Source organism: Haloarcula nitratireducens (genome assembly GCF_019599505.1).
This window is the reverse complement of sequence record NZ_RKLT01000003.1, coordinates 219,447-238,093: the sequence shown is the minus strand read 5'-3', so window position 1 is coordinate 238,093 and position 18,647 is coordinate 219,447. Positions and strand designations below refer to the sequence as shown.

The 18,647-nt window shown below is 59.8% G+C and carries 16 protein-coding genes; 10 read left to right on the top strand and 6 right to left on the bottom strand.

What is annotated here, in order from left to right; translation table 11 throughout:
* Positions 1–603 precede the first annotated feature (603 nt).
* Positions 604–951, bottom strand: a complete 348-nt coding sequence (locus EGH23_RS11130; protein ID WP_220580075.1) for a hypothetical protein — start codon at positions 949–951, stop codon at positions 604–606.
* Between the two features lie 124 nt (positions 952–1,075).
* Here EGH23_RS11130 and EGH23_RS11125 point away from each other — a divergent pair, with 124 nt between their 5' ends.
* The 6 genes from EGH23_RS11125 to EGH23_RS11100 all read left to right on the top strand — a co-directional run bounded on the left by EGH23_RS11125 (position 1,076) and on the right by EGH23_RS11100 (position 10,888).
* Entirely contained in the window at positions 1,076–2,581 is a 1,506-nt protein-coding gene (locus EGH23_RS11125) for a type I restriction-modification system subunit M (RefSeq protein ID WP_220580074.1), read from the top strand.
* Positions 2,574–3,950 carry a restriction endonuclease subunit S gene (locus EGH23_RS11120; protein ID WP_220580073.1) on the top strand — a complete coding sequence of 459 codons (1,377 nt, stop codon included), beginning with the start codon at positions 2,574–2,576 and terminating at the stop codon, positions 3,948–3,950. Before EGH23_RS11125 ends, EGH23_RS11120 begins: the two co-directional genes overlap by 8 nt.
* The gene (locus EGH23_RS11115) at positions 3,943–6,918 is read left to right on the top strand and encodes a type I restriction endonuclease subunit R (protein ID WP_220580072.1); all 2,976 of its coding nucleotides are present in this window, start codon (positions 3,943–3,945) and stop codon (positions 6,916–6,918) included. Before EGH23_RS11120 ends, EGH23_RS11115 begins: the two co-directional genes overlap by 8 nt.
* On the top strand, positions 6,911–7,633 hold the full coding sequence (locus EGH23_RS11110) for a M48 family metallopeptidase (protein WP_220580071.1): 723 nt from the start codon (positions 6,911–6,913) through the stop codon (positions 7,631–7,633). Before EGH23_RS11115 ends, EGH23_RS11110 begins: the two co-directional genes overlap by 8 nt.
* Before the next feature lie 63 nt (positions 7,634–7,696).
* Positions 7,697–8,482, top strand: a complete 786-nt coding sequence (locus EGH23_RS11105; protein ID WP_220580070.1) for a hypothetical protein — start codon at positions 7,697–7,699, stop codon at positions 8,480–8,482.
* A gap of 600 nt (positions 8,483–9,082) precedes the next feature.
* Entirely contained in the window at positions 9,083–10,888 is a 1,806-nt protein-coding gene (locus tag EGH23_RS11100; protein ID WP_220580069.1) for an ArnT family glycosyltransferase, read from the top strand.
* 21 nt (positions 10,889–10,909) lie between these two features.
* Here the strand turns inward: EGH23_RS11100 and EGH23_RS11095 are convergent, their stop codons facing one another.
* From EGH23_RS11095 to EGH23_RS11080, 4 genes are read right to left on the bottom strand one after another with little or no spacing between them, the layout of a single operon-like run.
* The gene (locus tag EGH23_RS11095) at positions 10,910–11,923 is read right to left on the bottom strand and encodes a lysylphosphatidylglycerol synthase transmembrane domain-containing protein (RefSeq protein ID WP_220580068.1); all 1,014 of its coding nucleotides are present in this window, start codon (positions 11,921–11,923) and stop codon (positions 10,910–10,912) included.
* A 1-nt stretch (position 11,924) separates the two neighbouring features.
* Positions 11,925–12,767, bottom strand: coding sequence for a polysaccharide deacetylase family protein (locus tag EGH23_RS11090; protein WP_220580067.1), 843 nt, complete (start codon positions 12,765–12,767; stop codon positions 11,925–11,927).
* Positions 12,760–13,113 carry a DUF2304 domain-containing protein gene (locus EGH23_RS11085; RefSeq protein ID WP_220580066.1) on the bottom strand — a complete coding sequence of 118 codons (354 nt, stop codon included), beginning with the start codon at positions 13,111–13,113 and terminating at the stop codon, positions 12,760–12,762. Before EGH23_RS11085 ends, EGH23_RS11090 begins: the two co-directional genes overlap by 8 nt.
* Before the next feature lie 2 nt (positions 13,114–13,115).
* Complete coding sequence (locus EGH23_RS11080) at positions 13,116–13,790, bottom strand: glycosyltransferase family 2 protein (protein ID WP_220580065.1); 675 nt, start codon at positions 13,788–13,790, stop codon at positions 13,116–13,118.
* A 100-nt stretch (positions 13,791–13,890) separates the two neighbouring features.
* Between EGH23_RS11080 and EGH23_RS11075 the strand changes: the two genes are divergently transcribed.
* On the top strand, positions 13,891–15,432 hold the full coding sequence (locus EGH23_RS11075) for an alkaline phosphatase family protein (protein ID WP_220580064.1): 1,542 nt from the start codon (positions 13,891–13,893) through the stop codon (positions 15,430–15,432).
* 51 nt (positions 15,433–15,483) lie between these two features.
* Entirely contained in the window at positions 15,484–16,095 is a 612-nt protein-coding gene (locus tag EGH23_RS11070; RefSeq protein WP_220580063.1) for a DUF309 domain-containing protein, read from the top strand.
* A gap of 57 nt (positions 16,096–16,152) precedes the next feature.
* Here EGH23_RS11070 and azf read toward each other — a convergent pair whose 3' ends face one another.
* The gene (azf, locus tag EGH23_RS11065; RefSeq protein ID WP_220580062.1) at positions 16,153–16,926 is read right to left on the bottom strand and encodes an NAD-dependent glucose-6-phosphate dehydrogenase Azf; all 774 of its coding nucleotides are present in this window, start codon (positions 16,924–16,926) and stop codon (positions 16,153–16,155) included.
* Between the two features lie 75 nt (positions 16,927–17,001).
* Here azf and EGH23_RS11060 point away from each other — a divergent pair, with 75 nt between their 5' ends.
* Together EGH23_RS11060 and EGH23_RS11055 are read left to right on the top strand one after the other, a co-directional pair.
* The gene (locus EGH23_RS11060; protein ID WP_220580061.1) at positions 17,002–17,349 is read left to right on the top strand and encodes a dihydroneopterin aldolase family protein; all 348 of its coding nucleotides are present in this window, start codon (positions 17,002–17,004) and stop codon (positions 17,347–17,349) included.
* Between the two features lie 70 nt (positions 17,350–17,419).
* Entirely contained in the window at positions 17,420–18,541 is a 1,122-nt protein-coding gene (locus EGH23_RS11055; RefSeq protein WP_220580060.1) for a DUF7544 domain-containing protein, read from the top strand.
* Positions 18,542–18,647: the final 106 nt, after the last annotated feature.

The following is an 18,647-nucleotide window of genomic DNA, read 5'->3' as shown; positions in this document are numbered from 1 at the left end:
AATCTATTGTATAGACCTATTCTAACTGAATTAGTGAACTAGGTCCATCTAGCTGAATCATCTACTGAACCAGCGAACTAGGAAGCATAGAGCCCTCCATGCTTACAAATACGTATCACATCTAACAGATGTTACATACAGCTATTCCTTTTCTCAAGTGGCATTTCTAAACTAGTGAAAACAGAGTAGTTCCTGAAAACGCTGTACAACGGAAGCTACTATCTGGCATATAGTATCGTAATTATTATGTTTATGTATTAGTATTGGAGTTTTGACTTTTAGACCCCGCCCCTAGAGGTAGTACCTACGCAAGTCGCCGCACAAAATTCTGCGCAATTTGCCTGATTTTTCGGCATTCTGTCCTCTGAGATGGGATTTTGAAAACTTCGACAGCTGACGAAATGGTCCAGACCGAGACCCAGTTACCCAGACCTCGGAAGCGCCAGAAAATTCAGCGCTCGAATGGAGCAAATTCACCAATCCATGGAAGTATGCATTGTGGTAATCCCGCCGAGGGGCGACCTCAATACCGATGGGAACCTGCCGACCTCCATGCTGACAGATACTAGGTCAGGAAGGTGGTCTCTTTCGAGGGACTATCCTTCAGTCTTCATCTGTAAGCTCTTCAGTTCTATTAGTAGCAAACGCCGTAAGACTCTGTAGTCTTGTAGTCGCTTCACGAAGGGCTTCTAGTGATGAACCTTCGGGAACTCGATTTCGCATAGATTGGGTTTGGTCGATAATCTCCTCTAGTTCTCTTTCGAGTGTCTTGCAGGCCTCCTGAGCCTCTGAATTTCGCTTCCTAAAATCAACCGCATCCTCGTACCCATCAACGACCGAACCACATTCTGGGCAGGTTGGAATATAGATGATATCCTCAGCGGGAGGTGGAAGTTCAAAGTCTGCTTGACAGTCCATACACCCCACAACGTCACCCGGTTGTGGTTTCATAGTACCCTCTGTACGGAGCCTAGTGTAAATATTCTGTATTTTCCTAACCGAATTACGAGAGCAGGCGATACAGTAGGCGACTGTCACCGCAGGACATATGATGATTGCAAGGAACAGTCGGGGTATGCCTCTCTCGCTGAACGACCTAGAGTCGCACCTTTTTAAGTGTGCTGACATTATTCGGGACGCTGTTGACCCGACCGACTACAAGGAATACATTCTGCCGCTGGTGTACTACAAATCTATCTCTGATGAATTTGAGAAGCAGTACGAGCAGAACATTGAGGAATACGGCGAGGACTTCGCTCGTAGGGATAACCTCTACGACGTGCCTGTCGTTCCTGAAGGCTACCTCTGGGAAGACATTCGCGCCGTCAATGATAACGTAGACCAAGCACTCAACGAGGCGTTCGATAAGCTGACTGAAGCGAATCCCGAACTACAAGGCGTTTTCAGAGCTGACTACATTGACGCCGACGCGCTGGACGACGACCGGCTCGGGAAGCTAGTCGAACACCTTTCGAAATATGACCTCTCCCGAGACAGCGTGCCGCCGGATATGCTCGGAGAGGCGTATATGGACCTCGTTCGCCACTTCGCGGAAGAAGAGGGCAAGTCTGGGGGTCAATTCTTCACGCCGCCCCACATTGTGCGTCTCTGTGTTCGGCTGGTAGACGAGTTTGAGGACGGGCATACTTTCCACGACCCGACTGTCGGCTCTGGAGGGATGCTCATAGAGGCCGCTCGCTACTACCGCGAAGAGCAAGGCGGCGACCCATCGAAGCTAACGTTCACCGGACAGGAAATCAACCCGGATATCGCGGCGATTGCGAAGATGAACCTCTCTATCCATGGGCTGAACGGAGAGATAGAGCGCGAAGATTCGCTGTCCAGTCCGGCGTTCACCTCCGAGGACGACAACCAACTAGAGCGCTTCGACCGAGTGCTGGCGAACTTCCCGTTCTCGGCAGACTGGGCCAAGAGCGACCTCCAAGATGACCCATACGGGCGCTTCGACTGGCACGAGAAACTGCCGCGTGCTGACCGAGGGGACTACGCCTTCATTATGCATATGGCGGAGCAACTGAAGAACCCCGAGCGTGGTGACGACTCCGGAGGAAAGGCCGCTATCGTCATTCCTCACGGTGTGCTGTTCCGCAAGCACGAGCAACGGTATCGAAAGCCGATGCTGGAAAACGATATGATTGAGACCATTGTCGGGCTTCCGGAAAACCTGTTCCAAAACAACTCAATTCCCTCCGCCGTCCTTGTGTTGAATTCGGACAAGCCTGCCGAGCGCGAGGGCGAGGTGCAGTTTATCCACGCCGCAGATGAGGCATTCTACGAGGAGTTATCGAATCAGAACGAACTCACCGAGAATGGACTCGACCACATTATCGAGAACTTCCGAGAGTGGGCGACCGAAGAGCGTGTGAGTCGTACGGTGTCGCTTGATGAGATTCGAGAGAACGATTACAACCTCAATATCGCTCTGTACGTCGATACGACCGAACCGGAAGAAAACATTAACGTGGAGGAGGAACTGGCAAAGTTACGCGAATTGCAGGCCGAGCGCGACGAAATAGAGGCGTCAATGAATGAGCATATGGAGGTATTAAACTATGAGTGAGGATATGACGCTAAGCGATTTTGCGGATGAGAATAATAAATCTGAACAGCAAGAGAATATTAAACCTACCAATTGGGGGAATGTTCCATCAGATTGGGATGAGAGAAAAATTCACGAAGTAACTGAATTAGTCTCCGATGGGAGCCACAATCCGCCAAAGCGTGTGTCAAACGGGATTCAGATTCTTAGCAGTCAGAATATACAAAATGGGAGGATAGATTTTGACAAAAACCCGAGCTATATTTCTCCATCTGATTTTGAGCAGATGGACAATAACCATTCAATTCAACAGGGTGATTTACTGATGACAATCGTAGGGAGCATCGGACGTTCAGCAGTTGTTGGTAAAAGGTCAGGTTTTGCTCTCCAGAGGAGCGTTGCACTTCTCAGAACAAATAAACAAGTATCTTCTCAATTTCTAAAATTTGTTACTGATAGTCAGCGATTCCACAAACAAGCAGATTCACGCTCAAGAGCAACGGCACAGGGGGGATTATACTTAGAAGCATTAAACAAAATCAACCTACCTGTTCCCCCACTCTCGGAACAGCGCAAAATTGCCACCGTACTCTACACGGTTGACCGGGCGATTGAGAAAACGGACGCTGTGCTCAGCCAATATGATAGAATTAAGGAAGCGCTCATATCCGATTTCCTATCTGGCGGTTTTACTGAAGAAGAATTAGTTGAAAGACGACTAGGACCCAAACCAATCCAAATCCCGGAATCGTGGGACATCATAGAGTTAGGGAATATTGCGGATGTGAAAAACGGCATTAGAATCCCCCCTGGTGACGACTACTCTGATGAAGACACCGGCTATCGATTTATTCGGATTTCAGATTTGGAAGACGGTGTGATAGTTGAGGATGAGGTAAAACATCTGAAAGAGGACTCATTTGAAGAGATGAATAGAGGATACATCAATAGCAAGGATTTGTTCCTCACTCTTAATGGACACAGCATCGGTGGCATTGGCATCGTTCCACCGGAACTAGATGGAGTGCACTTTACCGATAACGCGGCTAAAATCACAAATTTAAACGGTGCGATTCCAGAGTATCTTCTCGCTTATTTGCAATCATACTATGGGCAGGGAGAAATTAGTCGCCATACTGTTGGTTCGGGACAGCCCAAACTTTCTTTATTCCGTGCCAAGCGTGTGGAGGTACTTCTACCGCCTGTTGAACAGCAAAGAAGGTTGAAGGATATTATCGAAAGTATTAACCAAGAAATACAAGTAGAAAATCGACTAGTGAGTCACTTAAAGGCCCTCAAACGCGGTCTAATGCAAGACCTTCTCTCGGGAACAGTACGCACGACTGACACGACCATAGAAGTGCCCGGGGAAATCGCCAAGTATGGTTAGCAATCCATCCGAGGGCGGCGTCGAACGTTCGCTTCTCTCGTGGCTCGACGGTGTTGGCTGGGAAACTCATGGACAAGATGGCGACCGTGGTGCGAACGTTCTCGATGAGGCCTACGAGCGCGACAGTCACGAAGTAATCTATTGGAACCTGTTGAAAGAGCAAGTCGTCGCGCTCAACGACGCCGTGACCGAGGACAACGTAGACAAGTTCGTTTCCTCTCTCCGCCGAGACCTCGACACCGAGAACCTGATGGACGGCAATCGAGCGTTCCATCAGTTGCTCACTAAGGGGAAAACGTTCAATGTACAACACACTGACGGCTCGACGGAGACGGTCTATGTTGACCTCATCGACCACGAGGACCCGGAGAATAATCGCTTCCACGCGGTGAATCAGTTCTCTGTCTCTCGTGAGACGACCATCCGCCCAGACGTGAGCCTATTTATCAACGGGATTCCGCTGGTTACGATGGAACTCAAGAGCCAAACACAGGACAACGATTGGCACGACGCTGTGAGCGACCTCGATGCTTACGAGGACGATGTGCCCCGGCTGTTCGTGCCGGGCCTGTTCAACATAGCTGCCGACCAGTTTGAGTTCCGCTATGGAGCTGTCGGCGCACCCAAGGAATTCTACGAACCATGGAACGACGCCCCTGAAGCCTACGCTGACGACAACGACGTGAAGCAGGCGGTCGAAGCGCTCTGCAATCCTCGGACGCTACTGAACCTCCTAAAGAACTTCGTCTTCTACGAGCGTAGGGCCGGGGGAGACGCGAAAATCGTACCTCGGTATATGCAGTACTACGCGGTCAATGCTATCTTAGACCGCGTGAGCGAGGGTGTCCACAAACGCGGTCTCATCTGGCATACCCAAGGCTCGGGCAAGTCGTTCACGATGCTCTACGCGGCGCAGAATCTCCTGACAAGCTCGGTAGCTCGCAACCCGCAGGTGTTCATCATTGTCGATACGGACAAGCTCAACAGCCAGATGCGAGACCAACTGGCGAACCTGTCGCTGGAACATTGGACCGAGGCGGAAAGCATCGACCACCTCCAGCGGCTCATTGAGGAGGGGCAGAGCGAGCTTGTCCTGACGACGATTCAGAAATTCGAAAACGTGGACCCGGACGTACAGGGCAACGACGAAGTTGTCGTCATGTCCGACGAGGCTCACCGATTTATGGAAGCCGACCTCGGAAGCCGCCTCGATGCTGCGCTGCCCAACTGTTACCACTTCGGGTTTACCGGCACACCGGTTCGAGAAGGAGAACGAGAGAAGGACAAGAACACGTTCCGAGAGTTCTCCCCCGAGGGTGAGGATTACCTTCATAGGTACTCGGTCAAGCAAGGCATTGACGACGGGCTGATTCTGCCGGTCTACTTCACGCTGCGTCACGATATGCGGTGGGAGATAGACGAGGCCGGACTTGACGAAGAATTCGAGGCAGAGTTTCGGGGAATGACTACCGATGAGAAACGAGAGTTCATCCGCGAGACCGTCAATGCTACTACACTCGCGGAAATCGAACCTCGGGTAGAGCGAGCGGTCGAAGAGATTGACCACCATTATTCCGAGAAGATTGCTCCGAACGGCTGGAAGGGGATGGTCGTCACTCCCAGTCGACGCTCTGCCGCGATGTACGGTGAGCGACTCATCGACCGTCGAGGCGAGGACGAGGTGGAAGTTCTCTACACGGCGACCAACGACGACCCCCAGTTAATTCGGCAGTTCCATACCGATTCTGAAGAGCGAGACAGCATCGTCAATGCGTTCAAGCAGACCGACGAGGAGGCAGACGAAGAAACGCCGAAGCTGCTGGTTGTCCACAATATGCTTCTAACGGGCTTCGATGCTCCGATTCTAAAAACGATGTATCTCGACCGCAACCTGAAGAACCACAATCTGATGCAGGCTATCGCCCGGACGAACCGCCCCGCTGAGGGGAAGGAGAACGGCGAGATTGTGGACTTTCAGGGCGTGTTCGAGAATATTGATGAGGCGCTGGACTACGACGCTGAGACCCAAGCCTACGCTGCCCGAGATAAGGACGAACTCTTTGACGACCTCGTTGACCAGTTAGAGATGGTCATGGACATTTTCGACGGCATTCCCAAGAACGACACCCAAGAAGCGACCTACGAGGCCGTCGAGCGTGTCAGCACCCATCCAGAACGTCGGAAGTTCAAACAGGGCTTCCGTCGCCTTCAGAACCTCTACGAAGCTGTCGCCCCGGATGGCCGACTCGTTAGTGAGGGCATTGAACGCGACTACAAGTGGCTGAGTCGTATCCACGTCGCGTTCAAGCGCACGACCAGGGGCGAGGACTCTCCGGAAGAGGATATGCGTGAGAAGACGAGGGACATAATTAGCGAGAACGTCGAAATCACGGAAATCAAGCGGGACTTCCCGACCTACAAGCTCGGGGAAGAGTACCTCGAAGACGTAGAAGGGCTGGACAATCCCGGTGTGAAGGCGTCACAGATTGCGCACGCTACCCGAGAGCATCTGCATCCCCGCGAGAATCAGAATCCTCGATACAAGCGGTTGAGTGAGCGCGTGACTGATATCATCGAGCGCTGGCAAGGCGACCAGATTAGCGACCCCGAGGCCGTCGATGCCCTACAATCGGTCGAAGATGAGATAATGAGTGTCGAAGAGGAAGCAGCACAGCAGGGCATGGACGACGCCGAGTTTGCTATCTACACGCATCTGACTGAGGAGACGCCCTCCGCTATTGAGTCAGACGACCAAGCTGAAGCTGTCGCTGAAGAAATCGTCTCGCAATTCGATGAGCGTGTTGACCGGGGCTACGCCGGCTGGAAAACTAATCAGCAGACCATCGCTGAAGTCGAGCGGATTTTGCTTGAGGTTCTGGTTGTCGAGCGAGAGCTTGGGCATCTGGTTCGGGACGACGACGAATTTATCGACACCATTCGAGAGTACCTGATTCAGAACTATGGCTGAAGCCCACGCTCAGGAAATCGAACTGCTGGGCCAGACAATCGAGTACGACGTGCGATATAGCCCCGATTCGACGGGGCCCCGGATTGATATTGACATACATGGGGTATCTGTCGTGCTTCCAGAATCGGATAAGACGCAGCCCAGCGACTTGCTCAAAGATAACGCGGCGTGGGTCATAGACAAACAGCGCACATACGAATCCTATCGAGAGGATATTCCTGAGCGTTCCTTCGAGGCCGGCGAAGAGTTTCCGTTTCTCGGCAAGGACCACGAACTGGTTATTGAACCGCGCTCGAAACACGAGGTCTCTGATGGTGCGATTCGGCTGAGAAAGAGTGCTGTCGAACAGTCGTCAGTCAAGCAAGTACTGGAGAATTTCTATCGGAGCCAAGCTCGGGAACACTTCGTTGAGCGACTGGACCACTACGCGGAGTCCATGAGTGTAAGCTACGAGAGCCTAGAGCTTCGCAATCAGCGAACCCGATGGGGGAGTTGTTCAACTGGAGGGACGATTAGTTTGAACTGGCGGCTGATTATGGCTCCCCCTGAAGTTGTGGATTATCTGGTCGTTCACGAGCTTGCACATTTGATTGAGCAGCATCACGGTGATGAGTTCTGGGACGTAGTTAGTAATCAGATACCAGAGTTTGGGCAGAAAGCTGGATGGCTAAAAGACAATAGTGTTAGATTGATATTTGACAGAAATGACATTTGAGTGCTGCCTGCTATAGCATAGTGTAAGGAACATTATTATATTTACAAATATATTTCTCTGCTTATGGTTGATGATAGACGGAAAAGACGCGCGAGGAATCAGAATATCACCATTTCAGCACGCTTTGGAAGTAACGAGTATCTTGTGAACGGGTCACGTGGCATTGAATATCTTGTTGAACTTGATACACCTTCTTGTGAATGTCCAGATTGGCAGAAACGACAACCCAGCGGCGGCTGCAAGCACATCCTCTACGTAAAAATGGAGATGGATACTGATTCACAGGCTGGTCTAACAAACACTGTTGCAGATACGGTGAGGCAACGCAACAGCACCCCAGCTTCAGACCCCTATGCTGACGGATTCAGCAAGCAAGGCTCATCGTCTAATCCAACTCCAAAAGATGAGAGCGAAGTCAATAGGGCCACATCTACTGCAAGTACCTCCCACAGCTCAGAATCGTCTCCAGATACAGACACTAAAAACAGTCAACAGACTGGCGTAGAGATAGCTTCGTCCACTACTGACAGCAAACGGAATACAAGAGAGGAATCCGAATCAGACGAAGTTGATACCAGTGTTTTCGCCAGCGGTCTCATAGTTGCCGTGCTAGTCACAATTCCCGTAGAGATTGTATTAGTACTTCTCAATATGTCTCCCGGGACACTATGGATGCGTTTTGTGGCGATACTGGTTGTAGTTGAGGCACTTTCTATCCTTGACCGCTCTACTGACCAGACTACCACGGATGATGATTCCGCAGTAGACAAAGATTCCACGACACCGCCGACTCAGGAATCTGATTACGCCCAACAACATCCTAGTCAATCCAGTCTCTATGACCGATAACTCGGCTATTTCTGGTATGAAACAAAAAATCACTCATTTCACGTTTCACGCTTAACTGGACACTACCTGCTGATGAGTAATAACATACACTGTTGGATTCTGGACTGAACCCAACTTGGCCCAGAGCCAGTGACCTAGGTTTTATAAGGGCGGAGTATTTATTGTGTATTGTCGAAGCTAGCAAATTGTCGTTAGAGGTCTAATCGGCCCGGGATAGGCCGCGAAGCGGAGTGGACTATCCTCTTGGCTTGCGGAGCCAGGGACCGGAGTTCAAATCTCCGTCCGGACGCTACATTTCCGCGAACTACTCGGCGAGCGACGGTTCTGTCGCTCGCTTCCGTGAGCGGTTATGCGTTCTGCGGAGATTGGAGCAGACGAGGAACGCGCAGCGAAGCGAGCATTTCTCGGCGAGTTCAAATCTCCGTCCGGTCGTGAACGACCGGACGTACTCCACGCTCACTTCGTTCGCGTGGAACTCCGTCCGGACGCTACATTTCCGCGAACTACTCGGCGAGCGACGGCTCTGTCGCTCGCCTGGAACGCCGTCACGACTGGCCCGAGACCGGTTTGCTTTTACCCGCGCTGCTGCATTCTGAGAGCATGCTCGGTGCGGGACGGCAACTGTTCGGCCGCGCGAAACGGCAGGTTCGAGACGACCTCGGAGCCGATCCGTACCTCCTCTACATCCTCGTCGGGGCGGCGCTCCTGACGAGCTTCTGGTTCTGGCACCGCATCCCGAACTTCGCCACGCGCGACGAGAAGAGCCGGCTACTGGACGCGATGGTCCCCTACGGGACGACGCTCGCGGACCCGAGTTTCGAGTCGCTGCGGGCGGGCGTCGAGTGGAGCCGCGTGCCCTTCGGAGCGACGCTGTACGTGTTCGCCCTCGCCATGCTCCCGGTGGTGGTCGTGGCGCTCCTGACCGGGCAGTCGGAGATCTTCGCCTCCGTCGGCTTCCCCAGCTGGGAGTTCGGCCACTACCCGGTGTGGCACGAGACGCCGCGGTGGGTCTGGACGTGGAGTCTCGTCTTCGTCCGGCTGTTCAACGTCGCGTTCGCCGTCGGGTCGGTGTACCTCACCTACCGACTGGGGACGGCGATGGGCGACCGGACCACCGGGCGGCTGTCGGCCATCCTGCTGACGCTCACCTTCGGCTTCCTCACCATCGCACACGAGGGCGGCGAGGACATGCCGGCGCTGTTCTTCAGCCTGCTGACGCTGTATCTCCTCTACGTCTTCGTCAAGACGGGCGACGACGCGTCGTTCTTCGCCGCGTCGGCCTTCGGCGGCGTCGCCATCGCCTTCAAGCTCACCGCCGCGCCCATCGTCGCGGTCATCGGCGTCGCCTACCTCTTCCGGGCGGACCTCGTCTGGGCGTACGACGACGAGCGGAGCCTCCTGGCGGCGCTGTTCGCGCCGCGCCTCCTCGTCGGCGGGGCGGCGCTCGGTCTCATCGCCATCCTACTCGGCTTTCCGACGTTCCTCGTCGCCGGGTTCGACCCGCTCGTCGAGCGGGTGTTCGGCGGGTCGATGTCGCGGATGAGTCACCCGACCGGACCGGACGCCCCGATCTGGTGGTGGTTCCTGCGCGGCTACTTCAGCGCGCTGGGACTGCCGCTGTTCGCCGCTGCCCTCGGTGGCGTCCTCGTGAGCGTGGCGCGCCTCCGCCGCTGGCGCTCCGAGGTGTACGGCACCGCGCTCGTCCTGTTCACGCTCGCGGTGTACGTCGCGATGTTCAGCCAGTGGCACGACTTCCGCGTTCACCACCTGCTCCCGACGTTCCCGCTGATCGCGCTGTTGCTCGCGCGCTCGCTCGGCGAGTTCGACGAGTGGAACCCTTCGATCGCCCGGCCCGCCGTCGCCCTCTTGTTGGTGACGACGAGCATCTACGCCGGCGTCGGCACCCTCGGGTTCGCCTCGATGCCGCGGGACGAGGCGACGGCGTGGCTGAACGAGCACTCCGAGGAGGGCGACACGATGGAGGTCTATCGGCGGGATTTCCAGGACGCGGCGATCCCCCACGGGATGGACATCAACCACGCGTTCGGCGAGGAGGGAGAGGGCGAACGCCTCGTCCGCTGTCCGCGGTACATCCAACTGGGGTATCGCGACCTCCTCTATCTGAAGGAGGGGAGTTACTACCGCAACGGCGAAGCGCAGGCGGAGTACATCCGCGGGCTACTGGAGGGCGAGTACAACTACGAGATCGTCGCGGAGTTCGGCGAACGGCCGCCGAACTTCGTCCCGCAGCGAGCGACGCCGGGGTCGTTCGTGGACCTCCTGCGCTACGGCGTCGTCCCCCAGACCGACCAGTTCGCCGACGAGCAGGAGCTGGCCGCCAACCAGTACACCGTCATCTTAGAGCGCACCGGGGAGTGCAGCGCCCGGCGTAACCCGCCGTTCTGAGGAGAGCGCCGGGTCGTCGACTCACAGCACCGAGAGGTCCATCGAGAGCGACGGGTACCACCCGGCGAGCGCCGGCAGGTAGACGCCGAGGAACCGGTCGACGAAGATGACGGGGATGACGACGTCGCTCGGGACGCCGAGGCCGACGAACACCGCCGTCGCCGTCGCCTCGGTCACGCCGATGCCGCCGGGCGTCAGCGGGAGCAGCGTCACGCTGTAGGCCGCGACGAGGTACAGCGGGAGCAGCGCCGCGGGTTCGACGCTCGCGCCGAAACTGGTAAAGAGCAGCCAGACTCGAAGACCCGGCGCGAGGACCAACGCGCCGGTCCAGCCGACGGCGTACCGGAGCCAGACCGCCGCATCCCCGGCGACGGCGCGGAACGATTCCGTCGAGGACGACGTGATCTCCGTGATTCCCCGGACTTTCCCGGCGACGGCCGCGCCGACGCGCGGGACGCGGGCCGCGAGGTCGGCCGTCGCCTCGACCACGCGGTCGAACAGCGTCAGGTTCACGCCGGCCAGCAGGACGACCGCGCCGGCGACGAAGTAGAGGGCCGTCGAGAGCGCGAGAAGAAGGAGGATGCCGGTCGAGAGCCGGTCGTAGGCGGCGGCGAGTCCGGCAAGCGACGCGGCCCCGTAGAGGACGGCGTAGATGCCGGTGTGCGCGCCCGTCGCGGCGGTCGCGTCGGCGTACTCCATCCCCGTCTCGGCCCGGAGGACGAATGGGGCGGCGACGCGTCCAGAGAGACGCGAGGGAAGCAACTGGTTGATGAAGTTCACCGTCAGGTCGATGCGACCGGCGGTCCCCAGCGGAATCGACGTGAACGGCGAGATGACCGCGCTCCACGTGTAAAAGCGGGCGACCAGTCCGGCGACGGTCACGACGCCGAGTGCGGCGACGACGGCGGGCGAGGTGTTCGAGAGGCGGTCGACGACGACCGCGAAGTCGACCTGCGTGAGCAAGACGCCGAGGGCGACGATGCCGACGCCGTACTGGAGGACGGAGACGAGGAGGTCGCGCCGCGTCGTCGCCACGCTACCGGGCACCTCCGGCGGCGCGCGGGACGCAGCGCTCGACGACGGACTCGGCGGTCGTCCACTCGAACGGCCGGTCGAGGAGGTACTCGACCGCCTCGCGCATCCACTCGCCGGTGTGCCAGTAGACGCGCGAGGGGACACCCTCCACGTCGGGGAGGTCGGCCAGTTCCCACGGGTGGACGTACAGCACGGGCGTGATGTCCCGGCGAGCGAGCAGTCGCATCCCGAGCGCCGTGTATCGCGGGCCGAAAAAGCGCAGCCACGTCCCGGTCAGCGGCAGTCGGAGGCCGGGCATCACGCTGGCCGGCAGTTCCGCGAAATCGGCGGGCGCGTCGGGGTCGACCGCCGTCGCCGGCGCGGGCCGCTGGAGGTCGTACTCGCCGCCGTACCACCCCGGAATCCGCCGGCTGGCGACGATACTTGAGTCGTAGCCGTACCCCGTCGAACCGAGCAGGTCGAAGTGGTCGTCGGTGATGTCGAACGCCGGCGCGCGAAATCCCGAAACCGATCGGTCGGTGAGCTCTTCTAGCACCCGCCGAGAGCGGTCGAGTTCCTCCCGCCGCTCCTCCGCGTCGAGCGTCGAGAGCAGGCGGTGTTGATGGGTGTGCGAGCCGATTTCGAAGCCCGAATCGGCGAGCGCACGGATAGCGTCGGGACACCGGTCGGCCAGCGACGAGACGACGAAACAGGTGGCGGTCGCGTCGCGCGCTCCGAGCGTCTCGCGGAGAAAGTCGAGGCCGCCGAGGCCGACGTTCTCGCGGTCGGTTGTCCCCTCGGCGGAGCGGTAAGCCGGTGTCTGATCGAACAGTTCGACGTCGATCGAGAGCACCGCCTCACTCATTTCGCTGTTCCTCGAGTTCGGTCCGCAGCAAGCTGACCTCCTCGTTGAGCCGCGAGAGGCGGTCGTACAGCTTGCCGATGCGGTTGAACAGGTAGGTGGCGACGACGAACAGCGTCAGGTTCGAGATGACGAGGATGGCCCGCGCCTTCAGTTCGAGGCCGAGGACGGTGGCGACGACCTGGAAGACGTCCGGGAAGACGGCGACGAAGATGAGGCCCGACCCGATGGCCACCGAGACGACGAACAGGGCGATGGCCTCTCGGCCCTGCTTGACCATGACGTAGCCGTTAATCAGGAACGCGAGGCCGACGACGAGCGCGATGAGGTTGACGAGGGTGTATGCCATGGTCAGCGAAAGAGGAGGACCCGCAGGATCGTATCAGTCATCCGGACGGGGTAGAGGACGAACGTGTCCAGCGTGAACTGGGAGTCGCCCTCCTCCCGAACGGGCATCTCGGTCGATACCTCGGTGATGCGGAAGTCCCGTTTCGCGGCCTCCAGGGTCTGCTCGATCGCCCAGTGCTTATCGGAGCGGTGGAGGATGCGCCGGAGCATCGAGACGCGATAGACCCGGAAGCCGCTGGTCACGTCGGTGATCTCGATCCCGCCCAGGCGGTTGACCACCTCGGTGAAAAATCGGATGCCGACGTTGCGGGTCGCCGAGTAGTTCTGATAGCTATCGTTCAGGTACCGACTGCCGATGACCATGTCGTAGTCCTCGGCCACGTCCAGCAGTTCCGGGATCTTCGCCGGGTCGTGCTGGCCGTCGGCGTCGACCTGTACCACCATGTCGAAGTCGTGCTGGATGGCGTACTGATAGCCGGTCCTGACGGCCCCGCCGACGCCGGTGTTGAAGACGTGTTCGACGACGACGGCACCGTGCTCGCGGGCGATGGCGGCGGTGCCGTCGCTGGACCCGTCGTCCACGACGACGACGCGGTCGACGTACTCGCCGGTCTCGTCGACGACCGGGCCGATGGTGTCGGCCTCGTTGTACGCGGGGATGACGGCGACTGTGCGCACTGTGTGACGCTAATTCGGCAATCGGATATAGGCGTTGTGTCCCAACGCCGCGAGCGCGGAGACGAAAAGACCTATTGGGGCTGTCGCTCCGAGATACAGTATGACGCGGACGTTCGTCGTCGGACTCGACGGCGCGAGCTGGCGGCTGCTCGACCCCTGGATCGAGGCCGGCGACTTACCGAACCTCGCCGCGCTGCGCGCGGAGAGTTCGTGGGCCGAGACGCGGAGCTGTCTCCCGCCGGTGACTTTCCCCAACTGGAAGTGTTACTCCTCGGGGAAAGACCCCGGCGGATTCGGCGTCTTCTGGTTCGAGCGCGTGGATTTGGCGAACGAGCGCATCGAGGTGACCAACGGCAGCGACTTCCACACCGCCGAACTGTGGGACTACCTCAACGACGAGGGGCGGTCGACCGGCGTCGTCAACATGCCGACGATGTTTCCCCCGCGGGACATCGACGGCCCGGTCATCTGTGGCGGTCCCGACGCCGTCCAGGGCGAGTACCGGACGATAGACAGCGGCTACACGTCGCCGTCGGACTTAGAGGACGAACTGGCAGAGCGCTTCGACTACCGGGTTCACCCCGACCCGCTGCTGTCCTCGAACGACGAGCGCGGGGCGGAGGTCGACGCCATCCTCGACGTGCTCGAAAAGCGCTTCGAGGTGGCGCTGTGGCTCTTCGAGGAGCGCGACCTCGATTTCGTCCACGTCACGCTGTTCTACCTCAACGTCCTCCAGCACTTTTTCTGGGACGAGGAGCCGACCAAGCGCGCGTGGGAGCTCATCGACGAGTGGCTCGGCCGCTTACGGGACTTGGAGGACACGAACCTCGTCCTGATGTCCGACCACGGGAGCGCCCCCACCACGACCGAGTTCTACGTCAACGAGTGGCTGGCCGAGAACGGCTATCAGGCCCACGAGCGGACCGTCGAGGACTTCCTCCGTCCCCTCGGTCTCACCCGCGAGCGCGCGCTGAGCGTCGCCAAACGAGCGGGTATCGTGGACCTCCTGGCCGCCACCGTCCCCGAGCGCATCCAGCAACTCGTCCCCCAGAGCGCGGGGCTGAAACGCGACCGGAAGCTCGAAGCCATCGACCTCTCGCGGACGCAGGCCGTCGCCAGCGGACAGGGTCCCGTCTATCTGATGCCCGGCGTCGGCGACTCGGTTCGGGACCGCCTCATTGAGGATTTGCGCGGCGTCACCGACGAACACGGCAACATCTTCACCGACGTCTACCGCGGCGAGGACATCTATAACGGTCCCTACGTGGACGAAGCGCCCGAGATCGTCGTGGACCAGCGCCCCGGCGTCCACGTCAACGACGGCATCGGCGGCGGCACCATCCAGACCGGCCCCGACCGCTGGGCGGCCGAGAACACGCCCAACGGCATCTTCCTCGCTTCCGGCCCCGACTTCGAGAGCGAGGGCGAACTCGACCAGATCAGCATCACCGACATGGCCCCGACGATCCTGGCCGCCAGCGGCACCGCGCCGGCGACGGACATGGTCGGCGAGGTGCTTCCCATCGTCGCCGGGGACGTCCCCGAGGAGCGGCGGGACCCCATCGACATCGGCGACGGCGCGGGCGGGCAGAACTCCGAGGAGGTCACCGAGCGCCTCCAGCAACTCGGCTACATGGAATAGCGGTCCGTCGCGGGCGACGCTGTTTTCGGCCCCGCCGCGCTACCGACAGCTATGGACGCCCACCTCCGGGCCGGCATCGCCGTCTACAACGCCGGCCGGTACCACGCCGCCCACGACGCGTGGGAGGACTACTGGCTGGACCTCGATTCCGGCGACGACGAGCGGTTCCTCCACGGTCTCATCCAGTTCACCGCCGTCGTCCACCACGGCGGCGACGAGAACTGGTCTGGCGCGCGCGGACTGGCCGAGAGCGCGGGCGAGTACCTCGCCGACCTGCCGTCGGAGTACCGCGGCGTCGACCTCGATTCGGTTCGCTCGTTTCTCGACCGCGTGGCGGCCGACCCCGAAGCGATGGAGTGGGACGACCCGCCGAGGTTGACCCACAATGGCGACGCCATCGGCTACGACGACCTCGACTTCGACGCGACGGCCGTCGCCGCCGATGTGCTGGCGGAGGCCGACGGCTACGACGAGAACGCCATCGCGGACGCAGTGGCGTACGCCCGCGACGAACTCGACGAGCGCGGCGAGGGCCGGTTCGTCGGATTGCTGTTCGCACTTGTTCGGGACGAGGAGCACCGCGCCGTGGTGTATCACCGCCTGCGCGACCACGTCCAGCGCGAACGGCAGAAAGACGACGACGTGGCCGGGTTGTTCGATTAGAAACTTCGAGTGGACAGCCGGTTCGCGCTGCTTCGGACCAACGAATACGAGGGGTGTTCAGGCGTCCCGTTCCACGACTCTATCCTCGCCGTCGAAGTGCGCGGAGTTGTCCTGCGGGTCGTAGCCGAGCACGTCTTTCGCCCGCTCGATGGAGTAGTACTTCCGGTCGTTGTCGGAGATGCCGTAGACGATCTCGAAGTCGTAGTCGGCGTCGAGCGCGCAGGCGTGGATGTTGGCGCAGTCGCGGTAGGAGAGCCACATCGCCTGGCCGCGCTCGTAGTCGATGGGCGGGTGGCCGCGCGTGAGGTTGCCGATGCGGATGTTACAGACGTCGATGCCGTACTCGTCGTGGTAGTACCGACCGAGCACCTCGCCGGTGGCCTTCGAGACGCCGTAGAGGTTGCCGGGGCGGGGGAACTCCGAGCCGTCGAGCAGGAAGTCGTCGTCGGCGCGGTACATCTCGGGGGTGCGGCGGTCGGTCTCGAACGCGCCGACGGCGTGGTTCGAGGAGGCGTAGACGAACTTCTCGACGCCCTCCTCGACGGCGGCCTCGTACATCTTCTTCGTGCCGTCGATGTTGTTCGAGAGGACCGAGTCCCACGGGGCCTCCGGGCGCGGGTCGCCGGCGAGGTGGATGACGGCACCGACGCCTTCGACCGCGGACTCGACGTCTTCGGCGGTGATGACGTCGCCGACGAGGTACTCGTGGTCGGGCTCCTCGGCGGGGGGGCTGTGGAACATGAGTTTCCACTCGTAGGCGTCCCCGATCCCTTCGAGGATGGCCTTCCCGACCGCGCCGCCAGCACCTGTGAGTAGAACCGGCTCGTCCATTCGTATGCGGGGGATAGAGAGCGCACAATAGGTAGCTTGCGGTTCAGTTATGGCCGCGCGGGTCGACGGGCGAGTATGGAACCGACAGACGCGCAGGTCGCGTGCTTCGAAGCGGGCATCAAGTTCGGGTCGCTGTACCACCAGTTCGCGGGGACGCCGGTCAGCCCCGCCAGCGCCGACTCGCTGACGGCGGCGATGGAGGAGGCCATCGAGAACCAGCCCTACTGCGAGGCGGTCACGGTCTCGGTCCGCGAGAACGAGCTTCGGGAGGCCATCGAGTCGGCCGGAGCCGACTACACCGAACTCACGGGCCGCTTTCTCGACGTGATGATGACCATCGACTACGAGGGGGTCGTCGTCGAGACGAGCATGGCGATGGAGGACGGCTATCCGCTGATGGGAGTCGAGACCGTCCGGGAGTGACGCCTCTTCGCCGGCTGATTCGTCGGGCGGCGTCGAAAATCTTACCCCGCGTCCCGGTGCAGTTCCGTCGATGGCCCTCCACGCAATCGACGACATCGGCGACGCGATCGACGCCACGCAGTCCTTCCTCTTCCCCATCGAGCGGGGGACGTGGCTCCGACTGGCGTTCGTGATGTTCTTCATCGGCGGCGGCGGCGGATTGGGTTCCTTCCGAATCCTGAACGTGCTCACCAACTTCGCCGGCGAGTCGGGACCGACCGGTCCGGCCGACCCGACCGGGCCGATGGGGTCGGGCAGCGAGTTCGCGGTGACCCGAGCGCTCGGCACACTCCCCGACATCGGCGGTCTCGCGGCGCAGGTGTCGGGTCCCGGTTCAGAAATGCCCGGCTCCGCCGAGGCGCTCGTCGCGGGGTTCGGCTTGATCCTCGTCGCCGCGTTCGTCTTCCTGGTGTTCGTGCGGTTGGTTCAGGGACTGGTGAGCAACTTCGTGGAGTTCGTCTTCGTGCAGTCGCTCGTCTCCCGGGAGGTACGCGTCCGGCGGTACTTCAGCGACCACCTGGGCGACGGACTGCAACTGCTGGCGTTCCGCGTCGTCCTCGATATCGTCACGGCGATCGTCGGTATCGTCGTCCTCGGCGCGTTCTTCCTCCTCGCCCTCGGCGGGGAGACGAGTGACCTCGGCGGGAGTATCGTCGCCGCCCTCTCGCTACCGCTCGTCGTCCTCGTCGCCCTCGGACTGGTCGCCGTCGGCGTCGTCGCCGGGTTCACGAACGTCTTCGTCGTCCCGCTGATGGTCACGCGGGACGACAGTATCCTCGACGGGTGGCAGCGTCTCCTCGGCTCTATTCGCGACCGGCCCAAGCAGTACCTCGCGTATCTGCTCCTCTCGGTGGTCCTCGGTATCGGCGTCGGCATCGTCGGTGCCGTCCTCGGTGCGGTCGCCTTCGTCGCGCTGGGAATTCCGTTCTTCGTCGTCGGGCTGGTCGTCTGGTTCGCGCTCGGGCAGGGCTTCGCTGCCGGCGTCCTCGCCGGGATCGTCGGGGTCCTGTTCCTGCTGCTGCTGTTCGTTGTCGGCCTCCTCATCAACGTCCCGCTGGTGGCGTTCCTGCGCTACTACGCCATGTTGGTGCTCGGCGACATCGACGAGACGCTCGACCCCATTCCGACGGTCCGCGAGGACGTCCGGAGCTAAGGGTTCGGTCTCGCGCTATCGAGATCCGCGACGGCGGCGCCTCTTGGCGCGTGAGAGACGGCGATCGACTCTCACCTCGAGACGGTCACAGCCGCTACCGCAGCCG

Bases quoted from the DNA above. Each gene is read 5' to 3' on its own strand.
- EGH23_RS11130 (WP_220580075.1), bottom strand. From the start codon at position 951: ATGAAACCACAACCGGGTGACGTTGTGGGGTGTATGGACTGTCAAGCA.
- EGH23_RS11055 (WP_220580060.1), top strand. From the start codon at position 17,420: ATGGCCCTCCACGCAATCGACGACATCGGCGACGCGATCGACGCCACG.
- EGH23_RS11075 (WP_220580064.1), top strand. From the start codon at position 13,891: ATGACGCGGACGTTCGTCGTCGGACTCGACGGCGCGAGCTGGCGGCTG.
- EGH23_RS11090 (WP_220580067.1), bottom strand. From the start codon at position 12,767: ATGAGTGAGGCGGTGCTCTCGATCGACGTCGAACTGTTCGATCAGACA.
- azf (WP_220580062.1), bottom strand. From the start codon at position 16,926: ATGGACGAGCCGGTTCTACTCACAGGTGCTGGCGGCGCGGTCGGGAAG.
- EGH23_RS11060 (WP_220580061.1), top strand. From the start codon at position 17,002: ATGGAACCGACAGACGCGCAGGTCGCGTGCTTCGAAGCGGGCATCAAG.
- EGH23_RS11085 (WP_220580066.1), bottom strand. From the start codon at position 13,113: ATGGCATACACCCTCGTCAACCTCATCGCGCTCGTCGTCGGCCTCGCG.
- EGH23_RS11100 (WP_220580069.1), top strand. From the start codon at position 9,083: ATGCTCGGTGCGGGACGGCAACTGTTCGGCCGCGCGAAACGGCAGGTT.
- EGH23_RS11115 (WP_220580072.1), top strand. From the start codon at position 3,943: ATGGTTAGCAATCCATCCGAGGGCGGCGTCGAACGTTCGCTTCTCTCG.
- EGH23_RS11125 (WP_220580074.1), top strand. From the start codon at position 1,076: ATGCCTCTCTCGCTGAACGACCTAGAGTCGCACCTTTTTAAGTGTGCT.
- EGH23_RS11105 (WP_220580070.1), top strand. From the start codon at position 7,697: ATGGTTGATGATAGACGGAAAAGACGCGCGAGGAATCAGAATATCACC.
- EGH23_RS11110 (WP_220580071.1), top strand. From the start codon at position 6,911: ATGGCTGAAGCCCACGCTCAGGAAATCGAACTGCTGGGCCAGACAATC.
- EGH23_RS11120 (WP_220580073.1), top strand. From the start codon at position 2,574: ATGAGTGAGGATATGACGCTAAGCGATTTTGCGGATGAGAATAATAAA.
- EGH23_RS11070 (WP_220580063.1), top strand. From the start codon at position 15,484: ATGGACGCCCACCTCCGGGCCGGCATCGCCGTCTACAACGCCGGCCGG.